Annotated in this window: 19 protein-coding genes and 1 pseudogene; 6 read left to right on the top strand and 14 right to left on the bottom strand. The window is 42.6% G+C overall.

Features of this window, described 5'->3' with window-relative positions; translation table 11 throughout:
• Nucleotides 1-202 precede the first annotated feature (202 nt).
• The 4 genes from DW743_RS13070 (at nucleotide 203) to DW743_RS13055 (ending at nucleotide 3605) form a co-directional block, all read left to right on the top strand.
• Entirely contained in the window at nucleotides 203-763 is a 561-nt protein-coding gene (locus DW743_RS13070) for an RNA polymerase sigma factor (RefSeq protein ID WP_117761820.1), read from the top strand.
• On the top strand, nucleotides 760-1332 hold the full coding sequence (locus DW743_RS13065) for an entericidin like toxin protein (protein ID WP_117761819.1): 573 nt from the start codon (nucleotides 760-762) through the stop codon (nucleotides 1330-1332). The genes DW743_RS13070 and DW743_RS13065 overlap by 4 nt, the downstream gene beginning before the upstream one ends.
• 205 nt (nucleotides 1333-1537) lie before the next feature.
• The gene (locus tag DW743_RS13060; protein ID WP_117761818.1) at nucleotides 1538-1804 is read left to right on the top strand and encodes a DUF6870 family protein; all 267 of its coding nucleotides are present in this window, start codon (nucleotides 1538-1540) and stop codon (nucleotides 1802-1804) included.
• Between the two features lie 118 nt (nucleotides 1805-1922).
• Entirely contained in the window at nucleotides 1923-3605 is a 1683-nt protein-coding gene (locus DW743_RS13055; protein WP_117761817.1) for a recombinase family protein, read from the top strand.
• A 44-nt stretch (nucleotides 3606-3649) separates the two neighbouring features.
• On the opposite strand, the gene DW743_RS13050 is transcribed toward DW743_RS13055, so the two are convergent.
• The 3 genes from DW743_RS13050 to DW743_RS13040 are packed head-to-tail and all read right to left on the bottom strand — an operon-like array spanning nucleotide 3650 to nucleotide 5935.
• Complete coding sequence (locus DW743_RS13050; RefSeq protein WP_158568573.1) at nucleotides 3650-4549, bottom strand: CotH kinase family protein; 900 nt, start codon at nucleotides 4547-4549, stop codon at nucleotides 3650-3652.
• 1 nt (nucleotide 4550) lies between these two features.
• Nucleotides 4551-5228: a DUF4956 domain-containing protein gene (locus tag DW743_RS13045; RefSeq protein ID WP_117510841.1), complete on the bottom strand. Its 678-nt coding sequence runs from the start codon at nucleotides 5226-5228 to the stop codon at nucleotides 4551-4553.
• Between the two features lie 11 nt (nucleotides 5229-5239).
• Nucleotides 5240-5935, bottom strand: coding sequence for a polyphosphate polymerase domain-containing protein (locus tag DW743_RS13040; RefSeq protein ID WP_117510843.1), 696 nt, complete (start codon nucleotides 5933-5935; stop codon nucleotides 5240-5242).
• A gap of 220 nt (nucleotides 5936-6155) precedes the next feature.
• Between DW743_RS13040 and DW743_RS17880 the strand changes: the two genes are divergently transcribed.
• Nucleotides 6156-6443 carry a hypothetical protein gene (locus DW743_RS17880; RefSeq protein WP_118700397.1) on the top strand — a complete coding sequence of 96 codons (288 nt, stop codon included), beginning with the start codon at nucleotides 6156-6158 and terminating at the stop codon, nucleotides 6441-6443.
• Nucleotides 6444-6468: 25 nt separating this feature from the next.
• Here the strand turns inward: DW743_RS17880 and DW743_RS18960 are convergent.
• Together DW743_RS18960 and DW743_RS13030 are read right to left on the bottom strand one after the other, a co-directional pair.
• Nucleotides 6469-6612 (bottom strand): annotated as a pseudogene (locus DW743_RS18960) (group II intron reverse transcriptase/maturase); the annotation flags it as partial.
• A gap of 458 nt (nucleotides 6613-7070) precedes the next feature.
• Nucleotides 7071-7913, bottom strand: coding sequence for an AraC family transcriptional regulator (locus DW743_RS13030; RefSeq protein ID WP_055228666.1), 843 nt, complete (start codon nucleotides 7911-7913; stop codon nucleotides 7071-7073).
• Between the two features lie 146 nt (nucleotides 7914-8059).
• Between DW743_RS13030 and DW743_RS13025 the strand changes: the two genes are divergently transcribed.
• Nucleotides 8060-9778 (top strand): glycoside hydrolase family 2 protein, encoded by a 1719-nt coding sequence (locus DW743_RS13025; protein ID WP_117510845.1) that lies wholly within the window; start codon nucleotides 8060-8062, stop codon nucleotides 9776-9778.
• Nucleotides 9779-10099: 321 nt separating this feature from the next.
• Here the strand turns inward: DW743_RS13025 and cytX are convergent, their stop codons facing one another.
• The 9 genes from cytX to DW743_RS12975 all read right to left on the bottom strand — a co-directional run bounded on the left by cytX (nucleotide 10100) and on the right by DW743_RS12975 (nucleotide 16904).
• Nucleotides 10100-11260 (bottom strand): putative hydroxymethylpyrimidine transporter CytX, encoded by a 1161-nt coding sequence (cytX, locus tag DW743_RS13020; RefSeq protein ID WP_022462800.1) that lies wholly within the window; start codon nucleotides 11258-11260, stop codon nucleotides 10100-10102.
• A 115-nt stretch (nucleotides 11261-11375) separates the two neighbouring features.
• A complete protein-coding gene (locus DW743_RS13015; protein ID WP_022462799.1) occupies nucleotides 11376-11726 on the bottom strand; it encodes an arsenate reductase family protein in 351 nt (116 codons plus the stop codon).
• A 214-nt stretch (nucleotides 11727-11940) separates the two neighbouring features.
• A complete protein-coding gene (locus tag DW743_RS13010; RefSeq protein WP_055228665.1) occupies nucleotides 11941-12804 on the bottom strand; it encodes a serine hydrolase domain-containing protein in 864 nt (287 codons plus the stop codon).
• A gap of 78 nt (nucleotides 12805-12882) precedes the next feature.
• A complete protein-coding gene (locus DW743_RS13005) occupies nucleotides 12883-13584 on the bottom strand; it encodes a hypothetical protein (RefSeq protein ID WP_117761815.1) in 702 nt (233 codons plus the stop codon).
• Between the two features lie 25 nt (nucleotides 13585-13609).
• Entirely contained in the window at nucleotides 13610-13951 is a 342-nt protein-coding gene (locus DW743_RS13000; RefSeq protein ID WP_117761814.1) for an arsenate reductase family protein, read from the bottom strand.
• 124 nt (nucleotides 13952-14075) lie between these two features.
• The gene (locus DW743_RS12995; protein ID WP_330411380.1) at nucleotides 14076-14432 is read right to left on the bottom strand and encodes a hypothetical protein; all 357 of its coding nucleotides are present in this window, start codon (nucleotides 14430-14432) and stop codon (nucleotides 14076-14078) included.
• Between the two features lie 127 nt (nucleotides 14433-14559).
• The gene (locus DW743_RS12985; RefSeq protein ID WP_117761813.1) at nucleotides 14560-15813 is read right to left on the bottom strand and encodes an ATP-binding protein; all 1254 of its coding nucleotides are present in this window, start codon (nucleotides 15811-15813) and stop codon (nucleotides 14560-14562) included.
• A 336-nt stretch (nucleotides 15814-16149) separates the two neighbouring features.
• The gene (locus DW743_RS12980; protein ID WP_117510850.1) at nucleotides 16150-16674 is read right to left on the bottom strand and encodes a flavodoxin family protein; all 525 of its coding nucleotides are present in this window, start codon (nucleotides 16672-16674) and stop codon (nucleotides 16150-16152) included.
• A gap of 77 nt (nucleotides 16675-16751) precedes the next feature.
• Nucleotides 16752-16904 (bottom strand): Tex-like N-terminal domain-containing protein, encoded by a 153-nt coding sequence (locus DW743_RS12975; RefSeq protein ID WP_330410166.1) that lies wholly within the window; start codon nucleotides 16902-16904, stop codon nucleotides 16752-16754.
• Nucleotide 16905: the final 1 nt, after the last annotated feature.

Genomic DNA, 16905 nt, shown 5'->3' with positions numbered 1-16905 from the left:
CCGGTGATTTCACTAAATCACGCACTTAACCGGTACTGGATACCGAAAAGAGCCGAAGGCAACTTTGGCATCTTTTCATGCCCAAATTGTAGAACATTGTGGTATTATGGGATAGAAAAATATTTGAAAAAATATGTGAGATTTGAGTTCAAAAGTTGTGTATATAGGTGAAAGGGTAAGTTTGAAAGTGAGGTGAACACTGATGGATGACGCAAATATAGTCCAGTTATACTGGGATAGGAATGAGCAGGCAATCCCCGCAACAGCAGACAAGTATGAAAGCTACTGTACCTCGATTGCCAAGAACATACTGGGCAACCATGAGGACACAGAGGAATGCGTGAACGATACATACTTGAACGCATGGAACTCCATGCCACCGCATAGGCCGAGCATTCTATCTTCATTCCTTGGGAAAATAGTCCGCAACTTATCGTTTAACCGATACAAGCATAACACTGCCGACAAACGAGGTGGTGGAGAGTTGCCTGTGGTTTTGGAGGAACTTTCAGACCTGGTATCTGGCAAGGATGAGGTTGAACAGGCATTTGACCAAAAGGAACTCACGAAAGCCATTGATACATTTCTGGATAGTCTTTCTCCAGAGAAAAGAAGTATTTTTATCAGCCGATACTGGTACACCGATAACATTTCAGAAATTGCTGTCCGGCACGGCATGAATGATGGGGCAGTATCAATGACCCTTAACCGCCTCCGCCTTAAACTACACAACTACCTTTTAGAAAGGGGCTTTGAACTATGACTAACGAAAAACTGTATGAAGTCCTCGGCGATATCAACGAGAAATATGTCAGCGAGGCAAGGGTATATCAAAAAGCAAAGAAGCCCATCTGGGCTAAATGGGGAGCTATTGCAGCTTGTTTGGTTTTAGTATGCGTTGTGGCAATTCCCTTTTTTTCCCACAACAATAGTGTTACTACTCCGGGTATAGCAGACGCGGCACCGATGATTTATGTTAACGACACCCTGTATAAGCAGTCCACTTCGCAAACATCGTTCAACGAATTGAAAGACGATTTTGTTTATTTAGGCGTCATCGAAAGTGATGTTACCAACTTCCAAGGCACAAATGACGCAGGTAATTATTTGGACGGTATACCCAAGGAAAACTTCCAGGCAAATCACCCTATTGTTGGCTCAGAAGTTTATCAATATGGCGAAAACATCGTCGTTGGGATTGGCGGGAAATACTGGTTGTATGAAAACTATCATAGCACAGACCTCGACGGAAACCCAGACGGGTATGACCCGCTCCCCAATAACCAAACTTCTGCTGAAGAAGTATCAGAACAAGACCCTGCCGCAAACTGAATGAGCTATCTTCATATCGAAAGGACAGCCGAGAAATCGACTGTCCTTTTTCTACGCCCATTTTCCGTCAAATCGACGGATGGATTGGCGGATAGGCTTATATCCACACAAAAGGTAAAAGGGAGGCATCGTTTAGGTGCTGCCCTCTTGCGTTTCCCCACGATATGCGGGAGGCGTATCCTATTTTTGATAAGGAGGTTTTACCGTGAGATTAACGGCAAAGGAACTGGAACAAATGAAAAGCGTTGACATCGGCGCAGTGGCTCCCGAGTCCCTGCCGGATGTGAGCGGTATGGCCTTTGACACCTCTCTCCCCCGGGAGGAGCGGATCGCTCTGTTTTTGCAGGCGGTAGAAAATCCATACTGCTTTTGCATCGGTGGTGTTGGCGTGAAAATTGAATTTGCTGAAAGCGGGCCATCTCTCCAAGACAAGCTGACGGATTTCCTGCTGCGGCAAAGAAGCGGGCTGTAACTTCGGTTACAGCTCGTTTTGCTTCTTCGAGACAAAGTGTCCCGAAGTGGAGGCATCCTTGTTGTCCTCCCCGGACAGAGTTATAATATAAGTGTAATGTGATAGGGAAGGAGGAACAATGGCACGAGCAAAAAACAGAGGGTATCAGCAGAGTTTCTCTCCCTCTTACACAATCCGCCGCTGGCGGCTGGGCATCTATATCCGGCTTTCAAAGGAAGATTTGAAAAAAGGAAAAGACGATAGCAACAGCGTAAAGAACCAGCGTGACCTACTGAACGATTTTTACCGACGCAACATTGACGAGTTTGAAAGCATCACGGAATATGTGGATGATGGTCATACTGGAACGGACGCCAACCGTGAAGATTTTCAACGGCTCTTGGCGGATGTCATGAGTGGTAAAATCAACTGCGTTATAGTAAAAGACCTGTCCCGCTTCGCACGAAATTATAGCGATGCCGGAAGTTTGATCGACAACCTGTTTGTTCAAATGGGTGTTCGCTTTATCAGCCTGGCTGAGAATGTGGACAGCTACAAGAACCCCGACAGCGTTTCAAATATCATCGTTCCCATTACAAACGTGATGAACGATAATTACTGCTATCAGACTTCCAAAAAGATCCGGCAGGTATTTGATTACAAACGGCGCAACGGCCAGTATATCGGAGCATTTGCTCCTTACGGCTATGTAAAGCACCCAAAGGATAAGCACAGACTGATTGTTGATCCTGATGCTGCTGAAAATGTCAAACTCATTTTCACAATGCTTATTCAAGGGTCATCAAAACGTGCTATCGCGCTGTACCTGAACGAACACGGCGTACCGAGCCCCTCGGCTTACAAGGTACAAAAGGGCTTGCCTGTTTCGACAAGAGGGTATGACGATCCTATGTGGGGAGTCCGCATGATCCACTCCATTCTTACCAATCCGACCTACACCGGGGATTTAGCCCAAGGCCGAAGCCGGGTGAAAAGCTACAAGGTACACCAGATTGAAGCTGTTCCACGCGAGGAATGGGTAGAAGTGGCTGGAACGCATGAGGCCATTATCGACTATGAAACTTTCGACAAGGTACAGGCTCTCTTACAGCGTGATACCCGTACTTCCCCGAAAGGCCGTGAGGTACATTTATTCAGCGGCTTTCTGAAATGTGCCGATTGCGGGCGGGCCATTACCCGATGCGTTGGCAAGAATAACAATGTATATTATTCTTGCTCAACCTACAAGAACCGTTCCCGGACAGCCTGCACCATGCACTCAATCAAGCATGAACGGCTGGAGGCTGCTGTTCTGTTCGCTGTACAGCATCAGGTGCATTTGGCTGTTTCCTACTCGGAAATCGTCACACAGATCAATTCCGCTCCAATCAAAAAAAGCCAGTCTTACCGACTGGACGATCTGATAGCTGCAAAAGAGCGGGAACTGACAAAGATAACACGCTACAAGCAATCTCTTTATCAGGACTGGAAAGACGGTGAAATCACCCAGCAGGAATACCGGGATATGAAGGCTGACTATGAACGGCAGACTTCTGATATTTCCGCGGTGCTTACCCGGCTGAACGCTGAACGCGCAGAACTGGCAAACGGTGTGGACAACGAGCATCCTGCACTGGTAGCCTTTATGAAGTATCAGAACATTGAAGCCCTCAACCGTGAAATCTTGGTTGAACTTGTGGACTATATCAAAGTCTATGAAAACGGCAATATCAGCGTGAAATTCAAATTTGCTGACGAGCTCCGCAAGATTGCCGAGTACATTGAAATTAACATTACGGAAGATACCGCAGTAGCGGGCTAACCCCCGCTACAAACCCCTTTGACAGTGTGTTTTCCTAATAGGCGCTAATCATATGAGTACAGAGTTTTTTCAAAATTTGAAAAATCCTGCCGGATTTCTTCTATCAGTCTGGCATCCCTGTTCCTGCTTCCGGGATATTCTATCTGCAGCATGAAGGGGGTTTTGTAGGTATACGTTGTAAAGCTGTTTAAAGCTTCTTCGCCCGCATGCTGATGATCCAGGCGAAGCAGGTATCCGGAAAATGTGCTGCGCTTGGCATTTACACGAAGTCCCAGCCTGGCGCCATCTTTTCCGCCGGTTATCATTTCAGTCATTACATATAGACCTTCATATTCACCATTAAGAATTACTTCGCAGAATCTTACATTTGGCGCATAAGACATCATTTCTCCGGCAAGATTGTAAAACATATAATTTCGTATGGCTGTTTTATCGAGCCAGGGACCGTATAATACCCATTCATGGTGCGCATCCATTCCCATAATGGAAAGCGGATTGTTTTCCCCTTTTTTATCTACAAGTCTGATGGCATAGCTTGGCTTATCAAACTCTCTTGAGGAATTACCTCTCATTCGTATGCGGATTGCAGAAGATACATCTGCCGTTTCATTTGCATGATGGTACTCTTTGCTGTCATTTCCGATTATATCCATCTGAGCAGCAATTGTAGTTTCCCCATCAGCAGCACGTGTATAAATGCGGTTGTTTCCATCATCCTTAATGGGTCTTCCCGGGATTACCACCCCATCTGTATCAATTTTGACAATCGGAAGATATGTACACAGACCGCCATCCGCAGGATCCGTACATGGTTCCTGGGGAATTTCCTGTTCATGCTGATGAATTCTCTCTGTTTTTCGGTAGTCCTTATAAAACAATGGCGCAAAAACGGCAATCAGAATAACCGCAAAGCAGCATGTAAATCCTATTATTTTATATTTCATATCAGTTATAAATCTCATCGCTTTGAGCTACAATATTAACACTTTCAATTTGTCCAAGGTTATAGAAATCATCTGTTAAAGCCGGATGCTGTTTCTGAACTTTTTCCAGTATTTTTCTGGATAATTCATAAATGTACTCAGCATTCTCCTCTGTCGTATTTTTTACCCGAAGAACGGCACCAGTCCCAAAATAACGAAAGACCTGGGATTCTATATTTTCACAGCGGCTTCTTTTTGCACGGATGATCAAAAGCATACGGTTATCACTGCGGATTGCTCCCATGATAAGAAAGATAATAAAAATAGCAGAACTGCCTACTGCAGCAACCAGATAATCTCCAACTCCACAACATATTCCCACAATGATCGTCCAGAAAATATATACAGTATCTCTGGAATCTTTTATTGCAGTTCGAAAACGCACGATAGATAATGCACCGACCATACCAAGCGACAATGCAATATTGTTTCCTATGACAGTCATAACTGTTCCTGTCATAACAGTCAGAACGATTAGTGTTACTCCAAATTTTTTACTGTAAATCGTTCCCTTATGTGAGATCACATATGAAATAAAAATAAACAGACCAATGACAGCACTTACCAGAATATGCATTGTAATTTGCTGCCAGGTCATATCCCCCTGCTGGGCAAGCAGGTTATAAATCGTCTCTTTCATTTCCTTTCCTCCTAAAATCTGTAGTCACAGCCAATTTGTCTTGCCATACAGTATTTGCTCACAGAAAGCTCGCTTTTCTGAACGGGCAGAAGCATATGCTTGATATAGCTTAACAAAAAACCGTTATATTTTACTTCCAACACTACAGCAAAAGGAGACATTACACTGTTTAACACCAGATTTCTATCAAATATATTGAAATTTACTTCATTAGCCCGTATTCCAGAATCAAAAGTTATTCGAATAGAATTTTCCGGCGCGATAAATGCAAATCTGTCATATTCTACAACTGTTTTAGGACGGTATGCCCACATTTCCATAATTGAATAACATTCCTGTCCAAACTCACTGCCACTGTTTAAAAGTACAGAATAATCACCCTCAATGAGAGCCTGCGCTTCCCTTCTGGATAATCTTAATGATCGCTTCCGCTGATAAGGTCCCTGCTTCTGCTTCATTTCAAACAGTGCAAAATCCGCATCAGGACTATATACCCGCAAACGAAACTTCCTTCTTAACTCCAGACCATCTTCCTTTTCCTGAAAATCCCGATTTGACAAAGAATCAAAGTACAAAGAACGTACCTGATAACCATCCGGTCCGTTATGTGAGTCAGTATGAACCACATTTGACAAATAATTCCGAAGTTTTAATGCTTCTGCCTGATTAAGTAGAAATTTCTTTTCTTCCCGCAGTACATCGCGCACAGTATTATTTCCTCCTGCTTTTGCTTTTTAGTAAATACTACAATAGTATACATCCATAATTTTTTTTGTCCATATATGGAATAAAACTTTGTAGTATACAATGAACTCTCGATAAAATCAACATTTATTGACAATATATACCAAAAGATATGATATTTTATAAACAAATATATAAAAATCATAATGGAAATGGGGATTCCTTATGAAATGGGGATGTTGTATGATATCAAACTACCAAAAATATCTTGAAATACTATTAACATTTATCTGTGTGATCGTACTGTATCCACAATCGCCCTATGCCACCGAAGCCATTTCACAGCGTGAAACCATACGCGTGGGATTCTTTGAGATGGACGGATACCATATGCAGGATGAAACCGGAAAACGAAGCGGCTATGGATATGATACCTTACGTCTTATGGCACGCTACTGGAATGTTCATTTTGAATACATCGGCTACGACAAAGCTTGGTTTAATTGCCTGTACGGATTTACGGGAAGATAATCCTTTCAGCTTTGACTTAAACTTCTTCCATGACTACTCCATTCTCCATTACACCGCTTTTCAGATAACGCTTAATCAGCTGCACCACTCGTTCATCCTTTTCATTCCTGCGAAGTAAGTTCATGAGAATTTCATGATTGAGTGTGTCAAAGTATTTTGATAAGTCCAGCTCTGCCCATTCTGTGTCCGATTTTAACGCCCTTATTGCCTCCGTAATCATTTCTTTAAAATCCTGAAGAAAGGCTTGTTTCTTCTCACTCACTTCAGCAGTTCTCTGAGTCTCCTGATATTCCTGTATGACCCCTTTCATATCAATCCGATTGGACTGCAGCTTATTCTGCAAAGCTAACATTTTCTGTATATCGTTGATCTGTGACCACCAAAGAAATATAGACCACACGAGATTGGCTACAGCTTCCGGTGCCTGTCCCCGGAAAAAAATGAGGAGAAGGTACTGTAAGAAATAATTGACTCCCTTAGGAGTAAATATGTAGTAGCAATAATTCATACCTTTTTAGCTGTATTTTGTATCGTAAACAGAAAGAAAATGCACTATAATCCAAGGCAATGAAAGTACTTAAAAAAGTAGTTTCGTTGCCTTGGTTCCATTTTTAGAAAGAATAATACTTAGGTGGGAAAATTCCCAGGCGCTGTGTGGAGTTTTCTGTAAGAAGCCGGGGACAGACCGCACTGTTTCTTGAAAAAGGAAGAAAAGTGGTGAGGGTCTAAGAACCCAAGCTGTGTGGAGATGGCAGAAACAGGAAGAGTGGTGCGGCTTAGCATGGACTGGGCCAGCTTGCATTTCTGGGACAGGTAATACTGGTAGGGAGCAACATGATATACCTCCTGGAACAGGTGGATGAGCCTGGAGCGGGACAGGGAAACGGTATCTGCCAGATGATCCAAGGACAGACTTTCTGTTAAGTGCATATCGATATAATTGCGGATCGCCAGTGCAGTAGGATTGATGGGAACTTTGTTTGCCAGAAAATCCGCAAGCTCCTGAATATATTGATGGAGCAGTACAGCCAGCTTGTCAGCAGAGTGTACAGGGTCGGCGGTAAAGGCATCAAGGATCCGGGTCAGAGGTGTTTCGTTATGGAAGCGGGGGATCAGGGTGACACCGTCTAAGCCGTAATCGGAGAGAAGATGCTGTACCAGACTGCCGCTGACATTGAACCAGATCTTGGTCCAGGGATCAACTTTGTCTGAATAGTAGTGGTGGTAGGTGCCGGCAGTAAGGATATAGGCATCTCCGGCATTTACAGTGAGGATACTGCCGTTTCGCTCGATATGTCCACGGCCGCTTAAAACGTATTCAAACACACACAGGGGTCTGCGATAAACCAGGATCTCATAGGCAGGATCCGGGTAAGTGATACCGGCCATGATGGGAGAAAAGCTTTCCGCGGTAGGGCCGGTGTAGACAGTGTATTTTTCAATCTGTGTGCGTGTAATTTCCTGAGGCATGGTGGTTCCTCCATTTTTTGAAAGCAAATTGCAATAATGTAATAACAGCATTGTAGTAAAAAGGAGCAAGCCTGTCAACTATGGCTTTCACTATATAAAATAAAAATGAAATCAACCCAAATAAATGATCACAGGAGGACAAAATTATGACACAAATACCCAGACCGGAGCATCCCCAGCCCCAGATGAAGAGGGAGCATTGGAAAAACCTGAATGGAGAATGGGATTTTTCCTTTGACTTTGGATGCAGCGGCATAGATCAGAAATGGCAGGAAGGAAAGACAGATTGGGAGAAGAAGATCCTGGTGCCCTTCTGCCCGGAAAGTGATCTGAGCGGAATCGGCTATAAGGACTTTATCCCCGGCGTATGGTATCACCGTACCATCACATTGACAGGGGAGGAGCTGAAGGGAGATCTTCTCTTACACTTCGGCGCAGTGGACTATGATGCAAGAGTATGGATCAATGGAGTAGAGGCAGGCAGACACCAGGGCGGTTATGTTTCCTTTACGTTTAATATTACAAAGCTTGTAAAGGAAGGAGAAAATGACATTACGCTTTTTGCAGCAGATGATGTGAGAGGCGGAAAGCAGCCCAAGGGAAAGCAGAGTCATTTCTTCTACTCCAGAGGCTGTGATTATACCAGAACGACAGGTATCTGGCAGACGGTATGGCTTGAGTGGGTACCGGAAAGCTACATTGAAAAAGTGCAATATTATCCAAACCTGGCAGAGGCAACTCTGGGAATTAAGGCGGTAGTAAAGGGGCAGGGCACACTGGAAGCAAAGGCCTTTTATGGGGGAGAGCCCTGTGGCAGCGTAAGCGCAAAGTCAGAGGGCGGCACCGTTACCATGACACTTCCTTTGTCCCGTCTGGAAAAGTGGGAGCCGGGTCATGGCAGACTGTATGACCTTACATTAACCTATGGAGAAGATAAGGTAGAAAGCTACTTTGGTATGCGTGAGGTAAGACTGGATGGAGAGAAATTCCTCATCAACGATAAGAGCGTGTTCCAAAGACTGGTGCTGGATCAGGGCTTCTATCCGGATGGCATTTACACAGCGCCTACAGAGGAAGCACTTGTCAAGGATGTGGAACTGTCCATGGCTGCAGGCTTCAACGGCGCAAGACTCCATCAGAAGGTATTTGAGCCTCTGTTCTTGTATCACTGCGATAAAGCAGGCTATCTGGTATGGGGCGAGCAGGGCTGTTGGGGACTGGATTACAGCAATCCCGCAGCATTAAAATATTTCCTGCCTGAGTGGATGGAAGCCTTGGAGAGAGACTTCAACCATCCCGCCATCATCGGCTGGTGTCCGTTTAATGAGACATGGGATTATGAGGGAAGAAGGCAGGATGACAGCTTACTGGCCAATGTGTATAAGATGACAAAGCTGTATGACACCACCAGACCCTGCATTGATACCAGCGGAAATTATCATGTGGTGACGGACATCTATGACTTACACAATTATGAGCAGGATCCGGCAAAGTTTGCAGCAACCTACGAGTCCTTTAAACAGGGAGGTGATTTGGAAGATAATCATGGCTACAGGCAGACACCTGTAAAGGGTATCCCTACCTTCATCAGTGAGTATGGCGGTATCAAGTGGGACGAGGAAGGTGTTGAAAAGGATGGCTGGGGCTATGGTGCAGGTCCTGCTACCAAGGAGGAATTCCTGAACCGATATAAGGGACTGACCGATGCCCTTTTGGACAATCCCCATATGTTTGCCTTCTGCTATACCCAGCTGTATGATGTGGAGCAGGAGTTAAACGGTCTGTATACCTATGAACGTAAACCCAAGTTTGATATGGATGTGATAAAGGCAATCAATGCCCGTAAGGCAGCAATCGAGGATTAAAAGCATCTCGCAGAGTATAAAAGAAAGCGTGTGAGAGACATTGGGGTCTGACCCTCTTACAATTTTCTTGGTGAGATAAAAAGCAAGTGCAAAACTTTTAAATGTATAGCTATAAATGAGCAAATTTGAAAAACTGTACAAACAAATCTGCTATACACGGACATTAAGAGGATTAAACAATTTATTGTCCGCTACACTTGGCGGTAAATACCCGTGACTGGACTTGCACCAGCAAGATTAGTGCCATGCTCGGCACACAAAATGACTGCCCCGCCTGCTCAAATGCAGGCAGAACAGTCATCTGATCTTTTTATTCACTTTTTATGAAACAAATTTTCCAACGATCAGACAGATTACAATCGTAATCACCATATCCGGCAGAGTGTTTCCCAGCGGCATGTCGATGTTCATCAGAATTCGGTATACCACAAATCCAATCACCCAGATGATCAGATTCGGAATATGTACGGCCAGGCTGCTCTTGTCCCGTTTCAGCAGGAAAAAGTCGGCAATCTGAATTGCGATCATCGGTGCAAAGACCGAGCCGATCAGATAGAGGAAATCTGTGATGTTGTCCATCGGATATACAATCGCTGCGATGGTTCCAATGACGGTGACAACGATGGCCACATGCTTTCCATTCCATTTGCTTACGACGGTCTCGCTGGAAATTCCTGCGGAGTAGGCATCCAGAAATGTCGTTGTTACTGTTGAAAATACAATAATCAGAAGGCCCGCAATGCCAAGGCCTGCCTTCAGCATGATCTGCGCGATGTCATATTCTCCGGTGATGATCGCTGCTCCCATTCCAATCACATACATCCAGCAGCTGACGATTCCATAGACAACCGCGCTGATGGCCGTTGCTTTGACCGGTTCTTTTGCTTCTCTTGTGTAATCGCTGATCAGCGGCAGCCAGGATAACGGCATCGCAACCGCAAGTTCTACTGCTGCACCGAATGTCATACTGTCATCCGATGGCGCTCCTGCTCCGCCTCCGGCAAAGATGACCTTGCTCAGGATCAGGCTAAGCAGAAATAATGCTGCCATGGCAACCGTGTTGATTTTACCAAGATTCGTGATTCCGATCACAATCCAGAGAATAATCAGGACTCCGATCACAAGGCACCAGATCCATCTGCCCGTATGCATTACGCCGTCTGCGGCGAGCGCTCCGTCATAGATCATGATGGCGGTCCAGCCAACGAGCTGCAATACATTCAGGACAGCAAAAAGGATGCTTCCCTTCTGTCCAAAACTCATTTTTACAGTTTCCATGGCACTTTTTCTGACCCTTCCGCCGATCACGCCCGCCAGAAACAGCATCAGGCATCCGATGATATGGCCGATAAGAATCGCTGCCAGACCTTTTCCCATGCCGAGCGGTGCAAGGTAGGTTCCGGTCAGGATTTCGGCAATCGAGACACCTGCCCCAAACCAGATCAGGCCATTCTCGAACAGGCCGGTACGTTTTTCGTTCATTTTCATGTTCCTCTCTTTGCTTAAATTTTCATACCGGAAACCATTTTAGCACAGAAGGGAAAATGCGGCAATGAATTTACTCTATCCGTTCATCTGACTCCCAATCTTTCTCCAATCATCCCAGCTTTTCAGACCATTCTGCTTCCTTAAAGCCGATCAGCACGGTATCACCATCGATCAGCAGCGGGCGTTTCACCAGCATACCATTCGTGGCAAGAAGCTGCAGCTGTTCCTCTTCGCTCATGGCAGGAAGTTTGTCCTTCAGTTTCATTTCTTTATAAAGAAGGCCGCTGGTATTAAAGAACTTTTTAAGTGGAAAGCCGCTCTTAGAATACCATTCCTTTAACTCACCGCAGGTTGGATTCACATCCACGATGTTGCGCTCGGTATATTCTATTTTCTGTGCATCTAACCATTTTTTCGCTTTCTGGCAGGTTGAGCATTTTGGGTAACATATAAATAACATTTCTCCATCTCCAATCAAATATAATTTATCCATAATCCTGTATCTTTTGCCGGAATCATTTCAGCACAGGAACGGAGGATCGGCAATTATTTTCCTTCTTCCAAGATCAATTCCAGCACCTTCATCAGCTTCGGAATCCAGCCCATCTATCTTATATAGACGAGCTGTTTGAGCTCTTTTGGTCTTTCCTTTTTCACAATTATGCAATAATAATCTATAACTTTGCACATACCAAATCATACAAAGCACTCATAAGTTCTTCCCCGTTCCGGCATTCTGCGACCATCGAAATAACCGCATTCTTGTCCGGAAGGATCATAGAAATCTGAGAATATTTTCCATCCGCCCGGTAGGAATTGTATTCTCCTCTCCAGAAAAGATAACCATAATTGTCTGTATCGGATGCTGCTGTACTTTCTTCTATCCATTTTTCGGATAAAATCTGTTTTCCATTCCATTTTCCCTTATTCAGGTAAAACAATCCGAATTTATGAAGTTCAGAAAGTGTAAGGAACAATCCACCTGCGCCAAAACTGTTTCCAAGAGGATCTGTCTCCCATGTCGGCCGCTTGATTCCAAGATGTTTAAAAAGCCTTGGTGTAAGATAAGAGACCAGATCGCATCCGGAACGTCTCTGTACAAGAATGCCTGCCAGGTAGGGACCAACATTATTATATACAAAATGTGTACCTGGCTTATATTGAAACGGAATCGCCAAAGACATTTTTACCCAGTCATCCTCTTGGTATAATGGCCGCTGTTCTCCCATAAGGCTGCCCTGTTCCTGTCCTAAACACATCGTAAGCAGGTCTCGAACCGTTGCCATTTTCAGATTATCATCGATCACATCGGGTAAATCTTCGGGAAAGGCATCGGTCAGTTTTTCATCCAAGGACAATAATCCCTCCTGGACAGCAAAACCAACTGCACAGGATGTGAAGCTCTTCGTTGCAGAATAGATATTTCTACGGCATTCGGGTTCGCTGTACCATTCATTTATGAGGTCGCCATCTTTTGTGACCTTTATTCCAAGAACGTGAAATGTTTTTGCAGCTCCTATAAAATCAGATATGTCCATAGCTAGGTTCCTCCTTTATTTTTACTATAATAATTTGTAGTATCTTTGCCATGTTGTCTTTCTGAAATTTTTATAAACCTATGTATATTTCCTCCTCATCAACCACTTCTGATCAATACATTTCACCTCACCATCAAACCGAATATGAAGATGAACTCCACCAGATCTCAGATTAATCTTTTCTATGATTCCATCTCCGAATTTCGGATGTGTGATATTGTCTCCAATTTTATATTGAACAACTTCATCCTTCTGCTTCTGTGCTTTCTGCTGGCGCTGATACGTATCTCGAATCGGCACTGTCTTATCATGAATCCGGCTTTTTAATACTTTATCATAGTTATGATCCAACAGCGCCTCTCCTGCCTTATAATAAGGTGTCGGTGCTGCACCTATAAGAGAACAACAATATTTCCACGCACTTCCATGTGTTCCAGCCTGCCATTTATACTTCTCAGGTATCCGCATATTGTACTGCATGTAATGCGCATATTCATGCTTGAATAAATCGATACGGTCCTCTTTTGACAACGGATTGTTGACTCCATACGCAACAAAGAGCAGGGAAAAATGAAAATGTTCCTTTTCATGAGCACTCTGCCTTGTATAGGATCCCAGAGAATCTGTCTCAAATCCAAATGTTACCGGTATTTTTGCTCCGTTCAAATGAAACTTCCGGTCCAGGTCCTGATACAACTTCTGGATTAATGCTGTCAAGATCGGGATTTCTTTCTGTAACTGCTGGCGTAAAAACTGGTTTTCTTGATCATAATAAGTCATTCTTTCATGTTTCCTCCCAGCTTTTCTATTGCCACTTCTTCCATATCTCCGGCTGATAACCGAGCGTAGAAAGTTTTCCATTTCTGACCACCGGCGTCTTAATTACAGATGGATTTTCCAGCACTTTTTGAAGCTTATCCTCATCGGCAATGTATTTAATCAAAGCTAATAAATCTTTGTCTTTGCCATCCCAATTAATCATATTTTCCAGTCCGCCATTTGCCTGAGCTACAGAATTAAATTCCCCTTTACTCATGCCTTTTTCCTTCATATCTCCAAACTGATACTTGATGCCGCGCTCTTTGAAAAAACGCTCGGCTTTCTTTGTATCGTTGCATTTCTTTGTTCCAAATATTTGTATATTCATTGTAATATTCCCTTCTGGAGCCAAAATTGCCGTATGCCATAATCTTGCGTATTATCTTACATACTTTCTTCCTTGATTATACAAGATTTCAGTTCTTACTTTTTAATTCCGACCTTTTGAACCTTTATCTGCCTAGAATCAGCTTTACTGCATCAATCAGATCCTCACTAAATCCTTCGAGCTCATCCATCTTAATAACTCCATCTCCGACTAAATATGCAATATCCCAAATTGCCGTAGATTTCCGAAGTTCAATCAGAACTCCTAGATTTTTCTTGTCCTGCCTAATGCGCTTCTCAAGTGTCCAAAAATGATCTGATGCATTTCCCGTGTTCGCGGGGTCAGGTACCTGTTGCAGATGTCGTCTTGTATAGGATCCCAGAGAATCCGTGTCAAATCCAAAAGTTATCGGGATTTTTGCTCCGTTTAAATGAAACTTCCGGTCCAGTTCCTGATACAAATTCTGGATTAATGCCCTCAAAATCGGGATTTCTTTCTGCAATCGCTAGCGTAAAAACTGGTCTTCTCGATTATCATAAGTCATTATTTTATGTTTCCTCTTGATGTAAGGCGCTGACCCCAATGCTATGAATCTTCTATGTTCTCGGTCACTTAATTATATATTTTGTTCCTCTGCCTTTTCCTTCAACTGCAACCACACCCTTTTCTCCCATGGTTTTAAGTAAATGTGTTGTTTTTGATTTTCCAAATGGGACATATGGTGCAATTTCACTTATTGATTTTAACATCGTCTTACTTAATAATTTGTAAATTACTTTTTCGTCCTCAGTCAAATTAACATTCGTTTCAAATAGCGGCAGCACAATTTTTATAGCATTTTCTGATACCTCAAAATCTGGTTTTATCAGACTCTCTGTATACAGTTGTTTTATTCGTGTAATTCCCGTTCCAAATATCTCTACAAATCCCAATCTGTAAAACACATTTGCAAGATTTCTATTCCTTAAAACAGAAAGTTTACCTGATAAATATTCTTCGGCTGTTATTCCAGCTGGCAATCCACCAGGAGATACAACCTCTATTCTATCATCAAACATAGAAACTCTGATGTGTGAATCAATATCCCATACCCTATGAATTAAAGCATTTGCAATTGCTTCTCTGAAAGCTGCTTGTGGTATTTTCTCCATCGTTTTTCTATCAGCGCCCTGTATGACTTCATATTGGTAATAGTCTTTAAATACAGCAAGTGTTTTTTCATATACATCTAAAACTGATACATTTTCAAAGGTTACTCTTTTTTGAATAATACTGATGTTCTCACCGAACTTAACAAGATCAATTCCGGAAAAATGATTTTTATCTGCTAAAAGTCCTGCTGCATTATTAAAACCATTTACATTGTCATACAGATTCAGTGTCTTTAAAGTATCCTGATTAAAACTTTCAATCTGAATATTTTCTTTTAGTTTATGCTGTAAAAAATCAAAAGATAGCTCCTGATCTTTACACTGTAATTCTTCAAAGCTAATATTTTTTCCTTCTAATACAAGCCTTGAAAATTCAAGTGTGTCTACCTCTATCGTTGCTGTATCATTTCGTTTGTATGCTTTCGATTTATATAAATATGGCTTCTGAAGACCACTTTTTACAGTAAGTTTTATCGTTTGATCATTGTTCTGTAGTTCAAGCATATAATTTGGCTGAGGCGAAATACTGTCATTGATTTTATTTTCGATATCCAGGCAAGCCTGCTTTACATCTGGCAAGCCTTTTACATTTCCATCATCATCTACGCCAAAAAGAATCATTCCGCCATTATAATTCGAAAAGGCACTGACTGTTTTCAAAAAAGTATTCGTAATCGTTTCCTTGAATTCCAATATTCTTGTTTCACGCATAGCAATCATTTCCTTTCCCAGTCTTAATGATTATATTATATGTTTAAATACGCGAAAAATCAATCGTAACTTTTTACGATTGATTTTTCAATTGATTTTGAGTGTATTTTTCTGTTATTCTTCTTCATTTCAATTCACGTCTTCACGGGAGACGACCAAGGCCGCTTCACTTTATAGTAAGTGTTCTACCGGTTGCGATTTTTCTGGGATGGTATAATTTATTTATGTTTTTTTAGATTTTTTTATTTTCTCTTTCGAGTCCCAGACATCCTGACAAATGCTTTCATCATTATTTTTATTTCTTTCTTTCCTGAAACCTGGAACTTTAAATATGCTTTATAAGTTTTTTCCAATATTTTCAAGTTCTTTTATAGAATCCTTGTTTTTTGCAAGTTCATCACTGGCTGTTGCATAATATGATTTTTGGAAAATCATATCCCATGAAAGATATTTCGCCATGCAGTCGAACTGTTTGTCAATTAACTCATACTGGATACTGTCCACCGGGGATCCTCCCACAACGATTGTTCCAACTTTTTTATTTTTCAGCTGCAAACCGCGGCAGTAGCACTTATCAATGATAAGTTTCAACTGCGCAGACATTCCCCACCAATATACCGGAGTAGCAAAAAGAATCACATCTGCAGCAGTAATTTTATCAATCGTGGGATTTGTATCATCCTGATCAATACATCCTTTATAACATTGACAGACCCCACATCCCTTACAAGGTGCTATATGAAGTCTGTCTGGTTGGATGATTTCAATCTCATTCTTTTCTGATGCCCCTTTTATAAATGCGTCAATCGCCGTCAGCGTGTTTCCCCTTCTGGCACTTCCGTTAATAATCACAATTTTCATGTATGTTTCCTCCAGCTTCTGATTTCATGAAATCATTATACCTTTTTTCGCTTATCCTGTCATCACATTTCATCAGATCAGAACCTGTCAAAACCTTTCTCCTTCGCGATTGTCGCACGTGTGCGGCGCTTTGGACGATATGGGCGATACAGGTCTTCTACTGCCACAAGCGTTTCCGCTGCCAGAATCTGTTTCTTTAATTCTTCTGTCAGTCTCTGATTAATATCCAAG

This window comes from Blautia sp. AM28-27 (assembly GCF_003480905.1).
In the GTDB taxonomy this organism is placed as follows: domain Bacteria; phylum Bacillota; class Clostridia; order Lachnospirales; family Lachnospiraceae; genus Fusicatenibacter; species Fusicatenibacter saccharivorans.
The sequence above is the reverse complement of the archived record's forward strand: the minus strand, read 5'-3'. Positions and strand labels throughout refer to the sequence as shown.